The organism is Variovorax sp. GW821-FHT09B01, assembly GCF_059418345.1.
The window spans coordinates 1-15,551 of record NZ_JBWKPQ010000050.1 but is presented as its reverse complement, the minus strand read 5'-3'; the positions used below and the strand labels follow the sequence as shown (position 1 = coordinate 15,551).

Here is a 15,551-nt window from a genome sequence, read left to right as displayed (position 1 = left end):
GGGGTACTCCCCGCAGCGAAATAAAGGAGGAGCCGAAGGCGGGGGACATTCGCGGAGGGGAGTACCCCGTCGGCGCGAGCCCGTCCCCACCCGTAGACGGCAGGGACAGCACAGACGGCAGGAAAGAACATCAAGCCAGCCACCTCTTGCGCCGCTTGTAGCTCTTCACATCCCGGAAGCTCTTGCGATCCGCCCCACCCACGCCGAGGTAGAACTCCTTCACGTCCTCGTTCTCGCGCAGGCTCTGCGCCGCGCCGTCCATCACGATGCGGCCGTTCTCGAGGATGTAGCCGTAGTCGGCGTAGCGCAGCGCCATGTTGGTGTTCTGCTCGGCCAGCAGGAAGGTCACGCGTTCCTTGGTGTTGAGGTCCTTCACGATCTCGAACACCTCCTCCACGATCTGCGGCGCCAGGCCCATCGAGGGCTCGTCGAGCAGCACCATCGTCGGGTTGGCCATCAGCGCGCGGCCGATCGCGCACATCTGCTGCTCGCCGCCCGAGGTGTAGGCCGCCTGCGAGGTGCGCCGCGTCTTCAGGCGCGGGAAGTAGGCATAGACCTTCTCGAGCGTCTGCTGCACCGCGGCCTTGCCGTCGGTGCGCGTGTAGGCGCCCGTCATCAGGTTCTCCTCGATGGTCAGGTGCGCGAAGCAGTGGCGGCCTTCCATCACCTGGATCAGCCCGCGCTTGACCAGCTCGGCCGGCGACAGCGCCTCGATGCGCTCGCCGCGCAATTCGATCGTGCCCTTGGTGACCGCGCCGCGCTCGCCCGCGAGCAGGTTGCTCACCGCGCGCAGCGTCGTCGTCTTGCCCGCGCCGTTGCCGCCCAGCAGCGCCACGATCCCGCCCTCGGGCACGCTCAGCGACACGCCCTTGAGCACCAGGATCACGTGGTTGTAGATGACCTCGATGCCGTTGACGTCGAGAAGGATGTTGGGTTGGCTCATGGTGTTCTTTCGGACATCCGCAAAGACATGCATCTACGAAGCGATGCCTTTGCGGATATCGCCTCCCGTGCATGGGAGGCAGGCCCCCTTCCGCTCGGCGGGAGGGGGTAGGGGGAGGGTGCCGTCAGTCCCTGGCACCTGCCAGAGCGTCAGCTCTGGCAGTCAGCCGCGTCGCGACGCGTCAGCTTCTTCTCGGTCGCGTACTTGTCGGCCGCGGCCTTCGCCATCGGCTTGATGATCTGCTCATCGGCCTGGTACCAGTCCGACATGCCGCCCCACTGCGCGCCGTCCCAGGTGTGGACACGCGCCCAGGTCGAGCCCATGTGGTCCTGGCACGAGGTGCTCACCGGACGCATCACGCCCGAGAAGCCCAGTGCGTCGAGCTTCTTCTGGTCGAGCGCGAGGTTCTCGAAGCCCCAGCGCACCTGGTCGCCGGTCATGACCTTGCCCTTGCCGAAGCGCTCCTGCGCGCGGCGCACGGCCTCGACCGACAGCATCTGGATGATCACGCCGCGCGTGTAGAGGACCGAGCCCACCTCGTCCTTCGGACCCGTGCCCTGGCCCTTCTCGTGCACCTGCTTGAGGATGTCCTGGATCACCTTGGGCTGCGTGCCCGAGGTGTTGAGCGCCAGCGCGTTGTAGCCCTTGGCATTCGCGCCCACGTCCTTCACGTCGGGCTCGGCGCCGGCCCACCACACGCCGTACATCTTCTCGCGCGGGTAGCCCGTGGCCACGGCTTCCTTGAGCGCGGTGGAGTTCATCACGCCCCAGCCCCACAGCAGCACGTAGTCGGGCCGCTGCTGGCGCACCTGCAGCCAGGCCGACTTCTGCTCGACGCCGGGCGCGGTCACGGGGATCAGCGAGAGCTCGAAGCCGTTCTGCTTCGCGCGCTCCTGCAGCAGCGGGATCGGTTCCTTGCCGAACGGCGAGTCGTGATAGACCAGCGCGATCTTCTTGCCCTTGAGCTTGTCGAGGCCGCCTTCCTTCTTGCCGATGTGCTGGATCAGGATGTCGGCCGCGGTCCAGTAGCTGCCCATCAGCGGGAAGTTCCACTTGAACACGCCGCCGTCCTGCGAGGCCGCGAGGCCGTAGCCCAGCGTGATCAGCGGGATCTTGTCGGTCAGCACCTTGTCGGTCAGCGCGAAGGTGATGCCGGTGGCCTGCGGGTCGAACAGCGCGACGCCCGGGCGGCCCTTGAGGCGCTCGTAGCATTCCACGCCCTTGTCGGTGGCGTAGCCGGTCTCGCACTCTTCGTACGAGATCTTCACGCCGTTGATGCCGCCTTGCGCATTCACCAGCTTCAGGTAGTCCTGCTTGCCGTTGGCCCAGGGCGTGCCGTTGGGTGCATAGGGGCCGGTGCGATAGACCAGCAGCGGGAAGAACTGCTCCTTGGCCTGTGCCTGTGCGAGCGAGGGCGCCAGCGCGGTGCCGAGGGTGCCGGCCACCAGGGCGGCGGTCAGAGCGAGCGATTTCAGTTTCATGCCTGTCTCCTTTTTGGGGGCACCGCGGTGCCGGGTTGTCAACGCCGAAAAAACGCTTGAAAAGCTCAATGGGGGAAGGGCCACAGCCGCAGCTTCTCCTTGGCCGTGGACCACAGCCGCGCGAGGCCGTGCGGTTCCACGATCAGGAAGAACACGATGAGCGCGCCGAAGATCATGTATTCGAGGTGCGAGGCCAGGGCGGTCGAGATCGAGAAGCCCAGCCAGCCCGGCAGCTGGTTCAGCAGCAGCGGCAGCAGCACGATGAAGGCGGCACCGAAGAAGCAGCCCATGATCGAGCCGAGGCCGCCGATGATCACCATGAACAGCAGCTGGAACGAGCGGTCGATGCTGAAGGCCGCGGGCTCCCAGGCCCCAAGGTGCACGAAGCCCCAGAGCGCGCCGGCCACGCCGACGATGAAGCTGCTGACCGCGAAGGCCGTGAGCTTGGCGTAGACCGGGCGGATGCCGATCACCGCGGCCGCCACGTCCATGTCGCGCATCGCCATCCATTCGCGGCCGATCGCGCTGCGCACCAGGTTCTTCGCGAGCAGCGCGAAGATCACCACCAGCGCGAGGCAGAACAGGTACTTCTGCACCGGCGACTCGATCGGGATGCCGAACACGTTGAGGCCCGCCACGCTGACCGAACCCGACGACGAGTTGTTGGTGAACCACTGGATGCGCAGGAAGGCCCAGTCGGTGAAGAACTGCGCCGCCAGCGTGGCCACCGCGAGGTACAGCCCCTTGATGCGCAGGCTCGGGATGCCGAACAGCACGCCGATCACCGTGGCGCACAGGCCGCCCAGCAGCAGCGAGGCGATCAGCGGCATGCCGTCGATGCGCACGTGGAAGTTGTAGGCCGCGTAGGCGCCCACCGCCATGAAGGCGCCGGTGCCCAGCGAGATCTGGCCGCAGTAGCCCACCAGCACGTTGAGGCCGATGGCCGCGAGCGACAGGATCAGGAAGGGCGTCAGGATGGCGCGCATCCAGTAGTCCGACACGCCGAGCGGCACCGCGATGAAGGCCACCGCGAGCAGCGCGAGGATCGCCACGCGGTCCTGCAGGATCGGGAAGATCTGCTGGTCGGCGCGGTAGGTCGACTTGAACTGCCCGTTTTCTCTATAGAACATGTCTCAGACCCGATCGATGATCTTCTCGCCGAACAACCCCTGCGGCCGCACCAGCAGGAACACGAGCGCCAGCACATAGGCGAACCAGATCTCGATGCCGCCGCCGAGCATCGGCCCGAGGTAGATCTCCGAGAGCTTCTCGCCCACGCCGATCAAAAGGCCGCCGATGATCGCGCCCGGGATCGAGGTCAGGCCGCCGAGGATCACCACCGGCAGCGCCTTGAGCGCCACCAGCGACAGCGAGAACTGCACGCCGAGCTTGGAGCCCCAGATGATTCCGGCCACCAGCGCCGAGAAGCCGGCCACCGACCACACGATCACCCAGATGCGGTTGAGCGGAATGCCGATCGATTGCGCCGCCTGGTGGTCGTCGGCCACGGCGCGCAGCGCGCGGCCGGTGGCGGTCTTCTGGAAGAAGATCGCGAGCACCACCACCAGCGCCGCCGCCACCAGCGCCGCGATCAGGTCCTCCTGGCTCAGCAGCAGGCCGCCCTGGAAGGTGCTCTCGAGGACCATCAGCGGTTCCTTCGGCATGCCCACGTCGATCTTGTAGATGTCGTTGCCGAACAGCGTCTGGCCCAGGCCGTCGAGGAAGTAGGCGATGCCCAGCGTGGCCATCAGCAGCGTGATGCCTTCCTGGTTCACGAGCTTGCTGAGCGCGAGGCGCTCGATCAGCCAGGCCACCACCACCATGATCGCCATCGCCGCGATGAAGGCCAGGATGTTCGCGAGGATCAGGCTCTGGAAGCCCAGCCACTGCGGGATCCATTCGGCGAAGCGCGCCATCGCGAGCGCCGCGAACAGCACCATCGCGCCCTGCGCGAAGTTGAACACGCCCGAGGCCTTGTAGATCAGCACGAAGCCGATCGCTATCAACGAATAGAGCATGCCGACCATCAGGCCGCCGAAGAGGGTCTCAAGAAAAAAGCCCATGTCAATGCTCCACGCCCAGGTACGCCCGGATCACGTCTTCGTTGTTGCGCACTTCGTCGGGCGTGCCGTCGCCGATCTTCTTGCCGTAGTCGAGCACCACCACGCGGTCGGAGATGTCCATCACCACGCCCATGTCGTGCTCGATCAGCACGATGGTGGTGCCGAACTCGTCGTTCACGTCGAGGATGAAGCGGCTCATGTCCTGCTTCTCCTCCACGTTCATGCCGGCCATCGGCTCGTCGAGCAGCAGCACCTGCGGCTCCATCGCGAGCGCGCGGCCCAGGTCCACGCGCTTCTGCAGGCCGTAGGGCAGGCGGCCCACCGGCGTCTTGCGGTGCGCCTGGATCTCGAGGAAGTCGACGATGTGCTCGACGAACTCGCGCTGCTTGAGCTCCTCGCGCTCGGCCGGGCCCCAGCGCAGCGCCTGCGCGAGCAGGCCGCTCTTCATCTTGAGGTTGCGCCCCGTCATGATGTTGTCGAGCACGCTCATGCCCTTGAACAGCGCGAGGTTCTGGAAGGTGCGCGCCACGCCCATCTCGGCCACCTGGCGCGAGTTCATGTGCTTGAAGGTCTGGCCGCGGAAGGTGATCGAGCCCTGCTGGGGCCAGTACACGCCGTTGATGCAGTTGAGCATCGAACTCTTGCCCGCGCCGTTGGGCCCGATGATGGCCCGCACCTCGTGCTCGCGCACGTTGAAGCTGATGTCCGTCAGCGCCTTCACGCCGCCGAAGCTCAGGGAGATGTTCTGCACGTCCAGGATGACGTCGCCGGTTTTTCTTGCCATGTCAGGCCGCCTTTGCCATGCCGGGGAAGCGCTTCGCCTCGACGATCTTCAGGGTCGCGCTCACCGCGCCGGTGCGGCCGTCCTCGAACTTCACCTGGGTCTCGATGAACTGCTCGGTCTTGCCGCCATACAGCGCCTCGACCAGCACCGCGTATTTCTCGGCGATGAAGCCGCGGCGCACCTTGCGCGTGCGGGTCAGCTCGTCGTCGTCGGGGTCGAGCTCCTTGTGCAGCACCAGGAAGCGCGCGATCTGCGTCTCGCCCATGCCGGCTTCCGCCGCCAGGTCGGCATTGACCTTGCCGAGGCACTCGGCGATCAGCGCCAGCACCTCGGGCTTGCCGGCCAGGTCGACGTAGCCGCCATAGGCCAGGCCGCGGCGCTCGGCCCAGTTGCCCACGGCCTCGAAGTCGATGTTGACGAAGGCACTGACCTCGTCGCGCGCATGGCCGAAGCACACGGCTTCCTTGATCTGCGGGAAGAACTTGAGCTTGTTCTCGATGTAGTTGGGCGCGAACATCGCCCCGCCCGCGAGCCGGCCCACGTCCTTGGCGCGGTCGATGATGCGCAGGTGGCCCTCGCTGTCGAGCACGCCGGCGTCGCCGGTGTGGAAGTAGCCGTTCGCATCGAGCACCTCGGCGGTGGCGTCGGGGCGCTTGTAGTACTCCTTGAGCACCGAGACGCCGCGCACCAGCACCTCGCCGTCGTCGGCGATCTTGAGTTCGATGCCCGGCGCGGCCGTGCCCACGGTCTGCAGCTTGACCTTGCCGTCCTGCTGCAGGCAGACATAGGCGCAGGTCTCGGTCTGGCCGTAGAACTGCTTGAGGTTGACGCCGATCGAGCGGTAGAAGCGGAACAGGTCGGGCCCGATCGCCGCGCCCGCGGTGTAGGCCACGCGGATGCGGCTCATGCCCAGCACGTTGCGCAGCGGTCCGTAGACCAGCAGGTTGCCCAGGCCGTACAGCAGCCGGTCGCCGGCGCCCACGGGCTGGCCGTTGAGGATGTCGGCGCCCACGCGCTGCGCGAGCGCCATGAACTTCGCATAGAGCCAGCGCTTCGGCGCCGCCGCGTCCTCCATGCGGATCGACACCGCGGTGAGCAGGCCCTCGAAGGTGCGCGGCGGGCCGAAGTAGTAGCTCGGGCCGATCTCGCGCATGTCGTTCATCACCGTGGCGGCCGACTCGGGGCAGTTGAGCGTGAAGCCGCCGACCAGCCACTGCGCCACCGAGAACAGGTGGTCGCCGACCCAGGCCATCGGCAGGTAGCTCATGATGTTGTCGCCGGGGCCGAGCCTGTCGGTCTCCACGCCGCCGCGGCCCGCCGCGATGAAGCTCGCATGCGTCTGGCACACGCCCTTGGGGCGGCCGGTGGTGCCCGAGGTGTAGAGGATCACGCCGACGTCGGTGGCCTCGCCGCTGGCCACCGCGGCGTCGAACACGCCGGGGTGCGCCTGGTCGTAGGCGCGGCCGAGCTCGCGCAGTTGCTCGTAGCCGATCAGACCGGGCTGGTCGTAGTGGCGCAGGCCCTTCGGGTCGTCGTAGATGATGTGGCGGATGCCCTGGCGGCCCTCGCCGCGCGCCACGCGCTCGGCCTGCAGGTCGCGGCATTCGAGCAGCTTGTCGACCTGCTCCTGGTCCTCGACCACCACGAAGTCGATGGCCGCGTCGTCGAGCATGAACACCATCTCGTTGGCCACCGCGTCCTGGTACAGCGGCACCGGCACGCCGCGCAGGCTCTGCGCCGCGACCACCGCCATGTACAGGTGCGGCCGGTTGGCGCCGACGATCGCGAGGTTGTCGAAGGATTGGAAGCCCAGGCTCGCGAGGCCGCACGCGATCTCGCGCACTTCCTGCGCCACGGCGCGCCAGGTCCAGGTCTGCCAGATGCCGAGGTCCTTCTCCCGCACCGCGGGCGACTCGGGCTGCGCTTGCGCATGCGCAAGCAGCAGGCGGGGAAAGGTGAGGGCGTTTGTTTGCACGGTGCGCGGATCGTAGGGCCGCACTTTGACGTCCAGTTGTCGTTCCAACGACAATCCTAGGGACACTACTCCCCGGAGTTTCCCGATGCCGACCGGCAGCCCCTCGCTCAACCTCCCCCTCGCCGCGGGCAGTTCGATCAAGGACCGCGTGCGTCCGCCCAATGCCGCCGAGCTCGACGGCATCCCCTGGCTGCTCACGCTCACCGCGCCCGAGCGCCGCCGCGCCGAGGCCGCGCTGGTGGTCGGCGAGGCCGAGGTCGGCGACCTGGTCTGCCGCGTGGGGCGCTCGCCCACCTACTGGTTCGGCGTGGTCGAGGGCCTGCTCAAGATGAGCAACGACAACGCCGACGGCGGCTCGGTCACCTACACCGGCGTGCCGCCCGGCGGCTGGTTCGGCGAGGGCACGGTGATGAAGCGCGAGCCCTACCGCTACAACATCCAGGCGTTGCGGCGCAGCCTCGTCGCGGGCCTGCCGATCGAGAGCTTCCACTGGCTGCTCGACCATTCGATCGGCTTCAACCGCTTCGTGATGAACCAGCTCAACGAGCGCCTGGGCCAGTTCATCGCCGCGCTCGAGATCGACCGCCTCAACAACCCCGACGCGCGCGTGGCGCGCAACCTGGTCTCGCTGTTCAACCCGGTGCTCTATCCGGGCGTGGGCGAGGTCCTGCGCATCACGCAGCAGGAACTGGCCTACCTCGTGGGCCTGTCGCGCCAGCGCGTGAACGAGGCGCTCAACGGGCTGTCGGCGCAGGGCCTGATCCGCGTCGAATACGGCGGCCTGCGCGTGCTCGACCTGCCCGGGCTGCGCGCGACGGCGATGACGAGCCGCAAGACTTCCTCCACAGACACCGGCCACGGAAAGAAATCATGAGCCTGCAAGACCAACTCCAGATCGTTCCCGCCGATGCCAACGTGGCCGGCTTCGTGCCACCGCCGCCACCCGCGCCCAAGGCGGCGGAGCCGGGGCCCACGCCCGAGCAGCTGGCCGAGCGCAATGCCGCGCTGAGCGAGCGGCTCGAGGCGATGGACGAGCTGCTCGCCAAACCGCTCAAGGACATCCTCGCCGAGCACGAGAAGGCCGGCGAGTCCGCGCTCGCCTGGGACCGCTTCGGCGCGATGTGGATGCTGTCGCAGCGCGCGATGCGGCGCGTGGCGCTGGATCTGGGCGCGCAGCTCGGCGTGAGCGAGGAGGAGATCGTGGCGCGCGCGCTCGCGCATGCGAACGCGGTGCTCAACGGCGCGGACGAGAACGACCTGGGCGGCACGATCGCGCCTGCGCAGATGGGGCACATCGCGCGGCACCGCAACTTCCTGCGCGGGCAGTTCCGCGGCGGCTGAACGCGCGGGTCGCTAGCGCTCGAGCGCCATCTGCTTGAGCTTGTTGTAGAGCGTCGAGCGGCTGATGCCGAGCAGGCGGGCCGCGAGCAGCTTGTTGCCCTTGGTCTCCTGCAGCGCGTTCAGCAGGGCCTTCTGCTCGGTCTCGTTCACGGCGGCGTGCAGGTCGTGGCGGACCGCAGTGGCCGTTGCGGTCGATGAGGCCGTCGCGGCCGGCCGCGCGCCGTCGTTGAGCAGCATGTGCTCGGCGCGCAGCTCCGAGGCATCGCCAGACACCACGCAGGCGCGCTCGAGCACGTTGCGCAGCTCGCGCACGTTGCCGGGCCAGCCGAACTTCGCGAGCAGCGCCAGCGCGTCGGGCGCGACGTCCTTCTCGCGCATGCCGAGCGTGGCGCAGAGTTCGGCCAGCAGCAGGTCGACCAGCTCGGGCAGGTCCTCGAGCCGCTCGCGCAGCGGCGGGATCTGGATCGGCACCACGCTCAGGCGGTAGTAGAGGTCGGCGCGGAACTGGCCGGTCTCGACCAGTTGCCGGAGGTCGCGGCTGGTGGCCGCGATCACGCGCAGGTCGAGCGGGATCACGGTGTTGCCGCCGATCGGCTCGATCTCGCGTTCCTGCAGCGCGCGCAGCAGCTTGACCTGGATGCGCATCGGCATGTCGCCGATCTCGTCGAGGAACAAGGTGCCCTTGTCGGCCAGCATCATCTTGCCGGTGCGGCCCTTGGGATGGGCGCCGGTGTAGGCGCCCGGCGCGGAGCCGAAGAACTCGGCCTCCATCAGCTCCTCGGGAATGGCCGCCACGTTGACGCCGATGAAGTTCTGCCGCGCGCGCCGCGAGGCCGCATGGATGCCCTGCGCGACCATCTCCTTGCCCGTGCCGGTCTCGCCGAGCAGCAGCACCGTCGAGTCGGTGGCCGCCACCTGCCGCGCGCTGCGCCGCACCTGCGCGGCCTGCGGGCTCGAACCGACGAAGTGGCTGAACTCGTACTTCGTGCGGCGAAGCTGGTTGAGCTTCGAGCGCGTGCGCTCGAGCTCGCTCTGCAACTGCTGGATGCGCGCGAGCATCGGCCGCAGCGGATCGAGCTCGTCGAACAGCACGAAGCAGAAACCGCCGATGACTTCCTGCGCGTCGTTCTTGATCGGAAAGCGCGACACCACGGCCCAGCGCCCGTTGACCTCGACCAGGTCGAAGGGGATCGAGCGGCCGGTCTCGACCACCTCGGGCATGCGGGTCGCGGGCACCACCGTCGAGATGTGCTGGCCGACCACCGGCCGGTCGGGCTCCAGGCCGATGAAGGCGAGGTAGCGCGCATTGGCCCAGATGACCTTGCCATCGCGGCCGATCACGAAGGCGCCTTCGGCGAGCTGGCCGAACAGGTCGAAGAAGGACTGCAGGGCCTGGCCCCGGATGCTCGCCAGGTCGAAGGCCTGGTCTCCCTTGATCTGCAGCATGGCTGACTCCCTTGGTTCGCGGATGCGAATGTCCATGACGCGCGGCGGTGGCGCGCAGGGGCGTGACTTTAGACGCTCCGAATCGCTGTCCAGTTGTTGGACGTGGTGTGCATTGGCCTGGACAGTATTGGACATCGCTTGCACAGCGTCGCGCGCGCTCGCGGCATTCGGGTTTACGCGAAGCGCCCGAATGAGAAACACGCGCGCCGCGACAGCCGCGATCGACGGGCACGCTTTCTGCAAAACCAGCGCCAAGGGCCGAGCGATTTCGGCGCCACAAGATGCTGGAGACAAGTTGCATGAACGAGATCAATCGACGCGTGGCCGTGGTGGGAGCGGGCCTCATGGGCGTGGGCATCGCGAGCTGCCTGGCACTCGCCGGTGAAGCGGTCGATGTGTTCGATCTCAGCGAAGCGCGACGCGCCGAACTGCCCGCGCTGGCGGACAAAATCTTCGAGGAATTGATGGCCGCGGGCCGCATCGCGGTGGCCGAGCGCGACGCGGCCCGCACGCGGATTCGCGTCGTGGCCGACCTTGCGGCGCTGGCCGATGCATCGCTCGTGTTCGAGGCCGTCGTCGAGCGACTCGAAGTCAAGCATGCGCTCTATGCCGAGCTCGAGGCCGTGCTGCCCTCCTATGCCTTGATCGCGAGCAACACCAGCGGCTTCATGCCGGACGTGCTGTGCGAGCGCATGGCGCATCCCGAGCGCTTTCTCGTCGCGCACTTCTGGAATCCGCCGCACGTCATCCCGTTCGTCGAACTCGTGCCGGCGCAAGCCACCGCGCCCGAGGCCTGCGCGGCCCTTCGCGGCCGGCTCGAAAGCGCGGGCTTCGAGGCCGTGCTGCTGAGCAAGGCGGCGCCCGGCTTCGTCGGCAACCGGATCCAGTTCGCGGTACTGCGCGAAGCGCTCCACCTGGTGCAAAGCGGCGTGGCCGACGCGGCCACCGTCGACGCGGTCGTGCGCGCCTGCATCGGCAAGCGCTATGCGTCCTTCGGTCCGCTCGAGACGGCCGATCTCGGCGGCCTCCACACCTTCCTCGACATCGGCGGCCACCTGATGCCGCAGCTCGAGAAGAACGAATCGGTGCTGCAACTGCTGCAGGCCCTGGTGGCGGCCGGCCGATGCGGCGCGAGCTCCGGCCACGGCTTCTACGAATGGACCGACGCGCACTGGCAATCGGTGCGCGAACGCCGCCAGGGCATGTTGGCGCGGGAACGTCCGCCGCGCTGATGCCCGCCGCTCGCGGCCTTCGACCGCGACGCCCCGTGTTTCCCGCAGGCCATGCGCGCATGGCGATTTCTCGACTCCACCCCAAAGAGAGACAAGCATGAACCGAAGCATCCCGTTCCCACCGTCACACCGCGCGACGCGCGCCGTGCCGCGCATCCCCGTCGCCGCGACGCTGGCCGCCGCGGCCTTGCTGAGCGCCTGCGGCGGCAGCGGCAATGGCGTGGCCTTCGTCCCTCAGCCATCGGTGCCGGCGCCGGCACCCGCGCCGGCCGCGGCGACGCCGCTGAACTGCGAGCAGATGGCGAAGCTCTCCGTGCCCGCATCGGCGATCGCGCTCGCCACGGGCGGCGCCAAGGTGACGGCGGCCACGCTGGTGCCCGCGGGCGGCAAGGCGCCGAAGAGCCACGGCGAGTACTGCCAGCTCAGCGCCGAGATCGCACCGGTCGACCCGGCCGCGCCGCCGATCAAGCTGACGCTGCTGCTGCCCACCGAGTGGAACCGCAAAGCCATGATGTACGGCGGTGGCGGCTACGACGGCAGCATTCCCGTTGTCGCCGGCAACGTGCCCGCCGGTCCCGTCGACGCACTCGACCCGGTCGGGCGCGGCTATGCGGTGTTCGGAAGCGACTCGGGCCACGACGCGACCACCGATCCCGCCAACCTCGGGGCCTTCGCGCTCAACACGGAGGCCTTGCGCAACTTCTCGTTCGAGGCCCTGAAGAAGACGCGCGACGCGGCCGTGTTCCTGATCGAGCAGCGCTATGCCCAGCGCCCGCAGCGCAGCTACTTCGCGGGCGGCTCGTCGGGCGGCCGCGAAGCGCTCGCGGTGGTGCAGAAATGGCCGACCGATTTCAACGGCGCCATCGTCCTCTACCCGGCCTTCAACGCGGCCAGCCTCGACCTGCAGTTCGGCCGCATCACGCGCGCGCTGGCCCAGCCCGGCGCCTACCCCAGCCTCGCGAAGCGCGGCGCGCTGTTCGATGCGGCGATGCAGGCCTGCGATGCCCTCGATGGCGTGAAGGACGGGCTGATCGGCAACCAGAACGCCTGCAACCAGCGCTTCGATCCCGCGACCGCGCTGCTCGACGGAAAGCCACTGCGCTGCCCGGGCGGTGCCGACACGGCGGACGACTGCCTGTCGGATGCACAGATCGCCGCCTTCAAGGTGATCGACACGCCGGCCGTCTTCAACTACCCGCTCGGCAGCGGCGAGAACCAGTATCCGGGCTTCAATGCCTGGGGCGCCGAGTTCGGTCGGTCCGGCATCGGCCAGACGACCGTGGCCTACCTGGGCCTGGGAGCGCAGCCGCCCGCCTCGCCGATGCCCGCGTTCGCGCCTTTCCACTCGAACTTCTGGGACCAGTGGGTGCGCTTCTTCGTGACGAAGAACCCCGCTTTCGATTCGCTGACGCTCGATCCCGAGAATCCCGGCCCCTGGCAGGCACGCATCGCCGAGCTCACGCAGCTGCAGGACATCAACCAGGCCGACCTCTCGGCGTTCGCCGCGAACGGCGGCAAGCTGCTGATGGCGCATGGCACCGCCGATCAACTGGTCAGCACGCGCGCCACCGACCAGTACTTCAACCGGGTGCGCGCCACCATGGGGGCCGAGCGCGTGAAGGGCTTCATGCGCTACTACCAGATCCCGGGCTACGCGCATGCCGTCGGCACGGTGTTCAACGCCAGCTGGGATTCGCTGAGCGCGCTCGAGAACTGGGTCGAGAAGGACGCGGCGCCGACCACGCCGATCGTGGCCGACACCGCGGGCGTGCCTGGACGCACCCGGCCGCTTTGCGACTACCCGGCCTGGCCCAAGTACAAGGGCAGCGGCGATGTCAACTTGGCGGCGAGCTTCTCGTGCGTCAACGAATGAACGAGGCGCGCATGAACCAGACCACGCCGCGCGAAAAGGTCCGTCGATGAGCGGCTGCATTCTCGAAACACGCCAGCTCACCAAGGAGTTCAAGGGCTTCACTGCTGTCAGCAAGGTCGATCTCTCGGTCGTGCGCGGTTCGATCCACGCGCTCATCGGCCCCAACGGCGCGGGCAAGACGACCTGCTTCAACCTGCTCACGAAGTTCCTCGAGCCCACCAGCGGCACGATCCTGTTCAACGGCCAGGACATCACGGGCGAGCGCCCCGCGCAGATCGCGCGGCGCGGCATCATCCGCTCGTTCCAGATCTCGGCCGTGTTCCCGCACCTCACGCTGCTGGAGAACGTGCGCCTGGGGCTGCAACGCCGCCTGGGCACCTCGTACCACTTCTGGAAGAGCGAGAAGTCGCTCGAGCCGCTCAACGCCCGGGCGCGCGAGCTGCTCGCGGAGGTCGGGTTGGAAGAACTCGCCGAAGAGCAGACCGTGAACCTGCCCTATGGCCGCAAGCGCGCGCTCGAGATCGCGACCACGCTCGCGATGGAGCCCGAGCTGATGCTGCTGGACGAGCCCACGCAGGGCATGGGCCATGAGGACGTGCACCGCGTGGCCGAGCTGATCAAGCGCGTGTCGGCCGGCCGCACCATCCTGATGGTGGAGCACAACATGAGCGTGGTTTCGACCATCGCCGACACCATCACCGTGCTGCAGCGTGGCGGGGTGCTGGCCGAAGGCCCCTACGCGGAAGTCTCGAAGAACCCGCAGGTCATGGAGGCCTACATGGGCACCACGGACGGCCAACTGCAAGGGGCTCACTGATGACCGCCGCACTCGAGATCAAGGGCCTGCAGGCCTGGTACGGCGAATCGCATGTGCTGCATGGCGTCGACATGGTCGTGCAGCCCGGCGAGGTCGTGACGCTGTTGGGTCGCAATGGCGCGGGCCGCACGACCACGCTGCGCGCGATCATGGGCCTGACCGGCGCGCGCAAGGGCAGCATCGAGGTCAATGGCCGGGAGACGATCGCGATGCCCACGCACCGCATCGCGCACCTGGGCATCGGCTACTGCCCCGAGGAGCGGGGCATCTTCGCGAGCCTGTCGTGCGAGGAGAACCTGATGCTGCCGCCGGAACTGAAAGGCGCGGGGCAGGGCATGTCGGTCGACGAGATCTACGCGATGTTCCCGAACCTGGCGGAGCGCCGCCACAGCCAGGGCACGCGGCTGTCGGGCGGCGAGCAGCAGATGCTCGCGGTGGCGCGCATCCTGCGCACGGGCGCCAAGCTGCTGCTGCTCGACGAGATCTCCGAAGGCCTGGCGCCGGTGATCGTGCAGGCGCTCGCGCGAATGATCACGACCCTGCGTTCCAAGGGCTACACCATCGTGATGGTGGAGCAGAACTTCCGCTTCGCGGCGCCGCTGGCCGATCGCTTCTATGTGATGGAGCATGGCCGCATCGCCCTGACATTCGGCGCCGACGAGCTCGAAGCCCGGATGCCCGTGCTCACCGAACTGCTCGGTGTCTAGCGATCCCCATTCATCCACCAAGGAGGCAATCCCATGAAACAACGCAACCCATTCATCGCCACCGCCATCGGCCTCGGCATCCTGGTGCTCGGCGCGGCCAGCGCGGCACAGGCGCAGGAGAAGGTCCGGATCGGCTTCATCACCGACATGTCCGGTCTCTACGCCGACCTCGAAGGCAAGAACGCCGCGATGGCGATCCAGATGGCCATCGACGACTTCGGCGGCAAGGTCAACGGCCAGCCTGTGGAACTGCTGACGGCCGACCATCAGAACAAGGCCGACATCGCCGCCTCGAAGGCGCGCGAATGGATCGACACGCAGGGCCTGAGCATGGTGTTCAGCGGCACCAACTCCGGCACCGCGCTCGCGACCGCGAAGGTGGCCACCGAGAAGAAGCGCGTGCACTTCAACAACGGCGCCGCGTCTTCCGCGCTCACCAACGAACAGTGCAGCCCCTACACCGTGCACTACGCCTACGACACGGTCGCGCTGGCCAAGGGCACGGGCGCGGCGGTGGTCGACCGTGGCGGCAAGAGCTGGTTCTTCCTGACGGCAGACTATGCCTTCGGCGCCGCGCTCGAGGCCGACACCACCACGGTGATCAAGGAGAAGGGCGGCACGGTGGTGGGCGGCGTCAAGCATCCGCTCAATGCCTCCGACTTCTCGTCCTTCCTGCTGCAGGCGCAGAACTCCAAGGCGCAGATCCTGGGTCTTGCCAACGCCGGCGGCGACACCATCAATTCGATCAAGGCCGCCAGGGAGTTCGGCATCAACAAGACCATGAAGACCGCCGGCCTGCTGGTTTTCCTCACCGACATCCACAGCCTGGGCCTGAAGAACACCGAAGGCCTGCTGCACACCACGAGCTGGTACTGGGACCTCAACGACG

Annotated in this window: 14 protein-coding genes; 7 read left to right on the top strand and 7 right to left on the bottom strand. The window is 67.8% G+C overall.

Features of this window, described 5'->3' with window-relative positions; translation table 11 throughout:
- Positions 1-130: 130 nt before the first annotated feature.
- The 6 genes from AC07RV_RS45695 to AC07RV_RS45670 form a co-directional block, all read right to left on the bottom strand.
- Entirely contained in the window at positions 131-943 is an 813-nt protein-coding gene (locus AC07RV_RS45695; protein ID WP_093344123.1) for an ABC transporter ATP-binding protein, read from the bottom strand.
- A gap of 149 nt (positions 944-1,092) precedes the next feature.
- Positions 1,093-2,424, bottom strand: a complete 1,332-nt coding sequence (locus AC07RV_RS45690) for an ABC transporter substrate-binding protein (RefSeq protein WP_093344125.1) — start codon at positions 2,422-2,424, stop codon at positions 1,093-1,095.
- 65 nt (positions 2,425-2,489) lie between these two features.
- On the bottom strand, positions 2,490-3,554 hold the full coding sequence (locus AC07RV_RS45685) for a branched-chain amino acid ABC transporter permease (protein WP_057597141.1): 1,065 nt from the start codon (positions 3,552-3,554) through the stop codon (positions 2,490-2,492).
- A 3-nt stretch (positions 3,555-3,557) separates the two neighbouring features.
- On the bottom strand, positions 3,558-4,487 hold the full coding sequence (locus tag AC07RV_RS45680; RefSeq protein ID WP_093344126.1) for a branched-chain amino acid ABC transporter permease: 930 nt from the start codon (positions 4,485-4,487) through the stop codon (positions 3,558-3,560).
- Position 4,488: 1 nt separating this feature from the next.
- The gene (locus AC07RV_RS45675) at positions 4,489-5,271 is read right to left on the bottom strand and encodes an ABC transporter ATP-binding protein (RefSeq protein WP_093344128.1); all 783 of its coding nucleotides are present in this window, start codon (positions 5,269-5,271) and stop codon (positions 4,489-4,491) included.
- 1 nt (position 5,272) lies between these two features.
- Positions 5,273-7,246, bottom strand: coding sequence for an AMP-dependent synthetase/ligase (locus AC07RV_RS45670; protein WP_093344192.1), 1,974 nt, complete (start codon positions 7,244-7,246; stop codon positions 5,273-5,275).
- An 85-nt stretch (positions 7,247-7,331) separates the two neighbouring features.
- Between AC07RV_RS45670 and AC07RV_RS45665 the strand changes: the two genes are divergently transcribed.
- Both AC07RV_RS45665 and AC07RV_RS45660 read left to right on the top strand, forming a co-directional pair.
- Positions 7,332-8,120, top strand: coding sequence for a Crp/Fnr family transcriptional regulator (locus tag AC07RV_RS45665; protein ID WP_093344129.1), 789 nt, complete (start codon positions 7,332-7,334; stop codon positions 8,118-8,120).
- On the top strand, positions 8,117-8,587 hold the full coding sequence (locus tag AC07RV_RS45660) for a hypothetical protein (RefSeq protein WP_296742709.1): 471 nt from the start codon (positions 8,117-8,119) through the stop codon (positions 8,585-8,587). Before AC07RV_RS45665 ends, AC07RV_RS45660 begins: the two co-directional genes overlap by 4 nt.
- Positions 8,588-8,599: 12 nt before the next feature.
- On the opposite strand, the gene AC07RV_RS45655 is transcribed toward AC07RV_RS45660, so the two are convergent.
- Positions 8,600-10,033 (bottom strand): sigma-54 interaction domain-containing protein, encoded by a 1,434-nt coding sequence (locus tag AC07RV_RS45655; protein WP_296774700.1) that lies wholly within the window; start codon positions 10,031-10,033, stop codon positions 8,600-8,602.
- A 299-nt stretch (positions 10,034-10,332) separates the two neighbouring features.
- Here AC07RV_RS45655 and AC07RV_RS45650 point away from each other — a divergent pair, with 299 nt between their 5' ends.
- The 5 genes from AC07RV_RS45650 to AC07RV_RS45630 all read left to right on the top strand — a co-directional run.
- A complete protein-coding gene (locus tag AC07RV_RS45650; RefSeq protein ID WP_296774701.1) occupies positions 10,333-11,265 on the top strand; it encodes a 3-hydroxyacyl-CoA dehydrogenase family protein in 933 nt (310 codons plus the stop codon).
- A 97-nt stretch (positions 11,266-11,362) separates the two neighbouring features.
- A complete protein-coding gene (locus tag AC07RV_RS45645; RefSeq protein ID WP_296774703.1) occupies positions 11,363-13,138 on the top strand; it encodes a tannase/feruloyl esterase family alpha/beta hydrolase in 1,776 nt (591 codons plus the stop codon).
- 46 nt (positions 13,139-13,184) lie between these two features.
- Positions 13,185-13,955, top strand: coding sequence for an ABC transporter ATP-binding protein (locus AC07RV_RS45640; RefSeq protein WP_444814503.1), 771 nt, complete (start codon positions 13,185-13,187; stop codon positions 13,953-13,955).
- Positions 13,955-14,662 (top strand): ABC transporter ATP-binding protein, encoded by a 708-nt coding sequence (locus tag AC07RV_RS45635; RefSeq protein ID WP_296801739.1) that lies wholly within the window; start codon positions 13,955-13,957, stop codon positions 14,660-14,662. Before AC07RV_RS45640 ends, AC07RV_RS45635 begins: the two co-directional genes overlap by 1 nt.
- A gap of 33 nt (positions 14,663-14,695) precedes the next feature.
- Positions 14,696-15,551, top strand: an 856-nt coding sequence (locus AC07RV_RS45630; protein WP_492715214.1) for an ABC transporter substrate-binding protein, incomplete at its 3' end; no start/stop codon positions are given.